Annotated in this window: 4 protein-coding genes and 1 pseudogene; all 5 read left to right on the top strand. The window is 61.1% G+C overall.

The window, feature by feature from the left end:
* Positions 1-232 (top strand): annotated as a pseudogene (locus tag AC1D2P_RS30260) (IS110 family transposase); the annotation flags it as partial.
* Positions 233-305: 73 nt separating this feature from the next.
* Positions 306-1,385 (top strand): patatin-like phospholipase domain-containing protein, encoded by a 1,080-nt coding sequence (locus tag AC1D2P_RS30255; RefSeq protein WP_077431746.1) that lies wholly within the window; start codon positions 306-308, stop codon positions 1,383-1,385.
* Between the two features lie 84 nt (positions 1,386-1,469).
* Positions 1,470-1,826 (top strand): 6-carboxytetrahydropterin synthase QueD, encoded by a 357-nt coding sequence (gene queD, locus AC1D2P_RS30250; protein WP_077431745.1) that lies wholly within the window; start codon positions 1,470-1,472, stop codon positions 1,824-1,826.
* A gap of 116 nt (positions 1,827-1,942) precedes the next feature.
* A complete protein-coding gene (locus tag AC1D2P_RS30245; protein WP_477758607.1) occupies positions 1,943-2,767 on the top strand; it encodes an alpha/beta fold hydrolase in 825 nt (274 codons plus the stop codon).
* Between the two features lie 100 nt (positions 2,768-2,867).
* Complete coding sequence (gene codA / locus AC1D2P_RS30240) at positions 2,868-4,112, top strand: cytosine deaminase (RefSeq protein WP_046032730.1); 1,245 nt, start codon at positions 2,868-2,870, stop codon at positions 4,110-4,112.
* Positions 4,113-4,403: the final 291 nt, after the last annotated feature.

Below are 4,403 nucleotides of genomic sequence, written 5' to 3'. Positions count from 1 at the left end.
GTCCAAAAAAGGCGATACGGAGCTGCGGCGCCTGGCTCACAACGCGGCGATGGCGGCTTGTCGGTCTGCCACCTGGAAACCGTACTATGAGTCCTATCTCGTCAGAGGCTTGGCAAAAACCCAAGCCCTGGTGATCCTCGCCCGCAAGCTATGCCGGGTGGCATTCGCTCTCATGAAAAACCAGAGCGAATACCAGCCAAATTTAAGGCTGCAGGGTTCCCCTGCAACATAGAATCTCCCACAGTGGATGGGTGGTGTTGCCTGAACTGCTTATAATCTTGCGCTTGCCAACCATCGAGACCGGTATGACCGCTATCCACATCAAGTTCCCCTCCCTGACCCTCAAGGCCGGCCCGCGTGCCATGGCGCGTATCCGTGAAAACGGCTTGAGCGCCGCCGATGTCGGCACGCTGCCGGGTGCCGCCGGTGGCCCCAAGGCCTTGGGGATTCAAGGTCTGGACCTGGCGTTGTTTGGCGAATGGCTGCCGGCCGCGCCTCGGGAGCGTTCGCTGATTGGCGCCTCGGTCGGTTCCTGGCGCTTTGCCAGCGCGTGCCTGCCGGATGCCGCCGAAGGCATCCGGCGCCTCGGTCACTTGTACACCGAGCAGAACTTTGCCAAGGGCGTGACCATGGCGCAGATCAGCCAGAGTTCCCGGCGCATGCTCGATGAATTGCTCGACGGCCGCGACGCCTCGATCCTGAGCAACGCCCATTACCGGCTGAACATCATGGTGGTCAAAAGCCACGGACGCCTGGCCGACGATCATCGTGGCCGGCTCGGGTTGGCGCTCGGCTCAGTGATCGCCGACAACTTGCGTGCTCGCGCGCGGCTGTCGCGGCATTTCGAACGGCTGATCATCCACGACCCGCGCCTGGCCCCGCCGGTCAATGCACTGAATGACTTCCCGTCGCGCTTTGTCGCATTGAACGCCGGCAACCTGCGCCAGGCCTTGCTCGCGTCGGGCTCGATCCCGATGGTGATGGAAGGCGTGCGCGATTTGCCAGGGGCCGGCAAGGGGACGTTCCGCGATGGCGGCTTGCTGGATTACCACCTTGATCTGCCCTACAGCGGCAACGACATCGTGCTGTACCCGCACTTCACCGACCGGGTGATTCCCGGCTGGTTCGACAAGACGTTGCCGTGGCGCCGTGCCTGCCCCGCGCGGTTGCAAGATGTTCTGCTACTGGCGCCGTCGAAGGATTATCTGGCGCGCTTGCCCTACGGCAAACTGCCGGACCGTAACGATTTCAAGCGTTTCATGGGCGACGCGCCGGGCCGGCAGAAATACTGGCGTGCTGCGATGGATGAAAGCCGTCGCCTCGGTGATGAGTTCCTCGAACTGGCCGCCAATGGTCGCCTCGGCGAGCGCTTGCTGACCCTTTAGTCAGTGTTTTGCCCAGAGCTCTGTTAAACTCGCCACCTGCCCACATCGCCGCGGCGATCGCCACCTGACAGAGCTCAAATCACTGTGGAAATCTTCAAAGAGTTTACGTTCGAATCCGCCCACCGCCTGCCTCACGTACCGGAAGGCCACAAGTGCGGTCGCCTGCACGGTCACTCGTTCAAAGTGGCGATCCACTTGAGCGGCGACATCGACCCGCACACCGGCTGGATCCGTGACTTCTCGGAAATCAAGGCGATCTTCAAGCCACTCTACGAGCGTCTGGACCACAACTACCTGAACGACATTCCCGGTCTGGAAAACCCGACCAGTGAAGTCCTGGCCAAATTCATCTGGAATGAATTGAAGCCCCTGCTACCGGAGCTGAGCGCGATCCGTATCCACGAGACGTGCACCAGCGGCTGCATCTATCACGGCGAGTAACCCGGCTCACTCCTGCAATGAAACGGCGTTTCGTCAGTGAATGATCAAACCACCCTCAGCGGTGGTTTTTTTATGCCTATGCTTTTCGGGTTCGCACCCGCCAAGAGGACAGGCACATGGCTGACTGGTTGCTGGACCGCCAATACCGCTTCAATGGGCACCGGATTCACTACGCCGTTCACGGCGACGGCCCGCCGCTGGTGTTCGTACACGGCACCCCCTTCTCTTCTTATGTGTGGCACCGGATCGCCCCGCACTTCATCGCCACACACCGCGTGCATTATTTCGACCTGCTGGGTTATGGCCAATCCGAGAAGGTCGACGGCGACGTGTCGCTGGGCGTGCAGAACGAGTTGCTGGCGCATTTGCTCGATCACTGGGCAATCGAACGGCCAGACGTGGTGGCCCACGATTTCGGTGGCGCCACGGCCCTGCGCGCGCATCTGTTGAACGGCAAGGATTACCGCAGCCTCACGCTGATCGACCCGGTAGCGCTGTCGCCCTGGGGTTCGCCGTTCGTGCAGCATGTGCGTCAGCATGAAGCGGCGTTCAGTGGCGTACCCGATTACATTCAGCAGGCCATTGTGCCGGCCTACATTCGCGGGGCGATCAAACGCGACATGACCGATGAAGAACTCGCGCCTTACGTGCAACCGTGGCTGGGTGATCCGGGGCAAGCGGCGTTTTACCGGCAGATTGCGCAGATGGACGAACGCTATACCCGCGAGGTCGAAGGGTTGTACCCGACCATTCGATGCCCGGTGCAGATTCTGTGGGGCGAGGATGACCAGTGGATCCCCATCGAGCGAGGACGGGCCTTGCACCAGATAATTGCCGGCTCGCAATTTCACCCGATCCCCAATGCCGGGCATCTGGTGCAGGAAGATGTGCCGGAAGCGATTGTCGCGGCGTTGTTGCGGTTCCTGCCCCTGGCGCAATGAACCCACGCCTACAAGGGCCGGTTGTGTTTCGTCACGCGGCACTAGCAAGGATCGCCACTGCCGCGCTAATTTAGAGTCATCAACCCAAAGGACTCACCTCATGCACATCATCAACGCCCGCCTGCGCAACCAAGAAGGCCTGCATGAGTTGCACCTGGAAAACGGCCTGATCCGTACCATTGCCCGCCAGACCGAAGCCCCGACCCTGGGGCCCGACGATCTGGACGCCGGTGGCAACCTGGTGGTGCCTCCTTTCGTCGAACCGCACATTCACCTCGACGCCACCCTGACCGCCGGCGAGCCGCGCTGGAACATGAGCGGCACACTGTTCGAAGGCATCGAGTGCTGGGGCGAGCGCAAGGTCACGATCACCGAGGAAGACACCAGGACCCGCGCCACAAAAACCATCCAGACCCTCGCCGCCCACGGCATTCAGCATGTGCGCACCCACGTCGACGTCACCGACCCGCAACTCACCGCGCTCAAGGCCATGCTCGAGGTGCGCGAGCAAAGCCGTCACCTGATCGACATGCAAATCGTCGCGTTCCCGCAGGAAGGCATCGAGTCCTACCGCAATGGCCGCGAGTTGATGGAAGAAGCGATCCGCATGGGCGCCGATGTGGTCGGTGGCATTCCGCACTTCGAGTACACCCGCGATCAGGGCGTCAGCTCAGTGAAGTTCCTGATGGACCTGGCCGAACGCACTGGCTGCCTGGTGGACGTGCACTGCGACGAAACCGACGACCCGCATTCACGTTTCCTCGAAGTGCTGGCCGAAGAAGCCCGCAGTCGCGACATGGGCTCGCGGGTCACCGCCAGCCACACCACGGCGATGGGCTCTTACGACAACGCTTACTGCGCCAAGCTGTTTCGCCTGCTCGGGCATTCGGGGATCAGTTTTGTCTCCTGCCCGACCGAAAGCATTCACCTGCAAGGACGCTTCGACACCTTTCCGAAACGCCGTGGCGTGACACGGGTCAACGAGTTGCTCGAAGCGGGGATGAACGTGTGTTTCGGCCAGGACTCGATCGTTGACCCGTGGTATCCGCTGGGCAATGGCAACATCCTGCGGGTGCTCGAAGCGGGGCTGCACATCTGCCATATGCTCGGGTATCGAAACCTGCAAAGCGCACTGGACCTGGTCACAGACAACAGCGCCAGGGCGATGAACCTCGGCGATCGTTATGGCCTGGAAGCCGGGCGGCCGGCGAACTTGCTGGTGCTGTCGGCGGACAGCGATTATGAGGTGATTCGCAGTCAGGGCCTGCCACTGTATTCGGTTCGCGGGGGCAAGTTGCTGATGAAGCGGACGATGCCCGTGGTCGAGTTCAGTGGTCTGAGCTGAAAACTGCGTCGACGTTGATGGCCTCATCGCGGGCAAGCCACGCTTGTATGTTTAGACTTGAAGGGGTGGGCGGGACTAAAAGCTCGATTCCGACTCTAGCCAGTACGGACCGTGGGAGACTTCTCGTCCCGCCCCTTCTACCCGAAGCGCCGATAAGGAATTCATCGGTAAAACCGACGATAGAGGCAAGCCAGCGCAAGGGTAAACCCCGACAAGCCCTTAAACCCTAGCTCCGAGGATTCGTCATGACAATCCTTACCTCGCCAACGGTAATCGGTATCGATGTAGCGC

Source organism: Pseudomonas sp. P1_F1_2, from assembly GCF_056405815.1.
The sequence above is the reverse complement of the archived record's forward strand: the minus strand, read 5'-3'. Positions and strand labels throughout refer to the sequence as shown.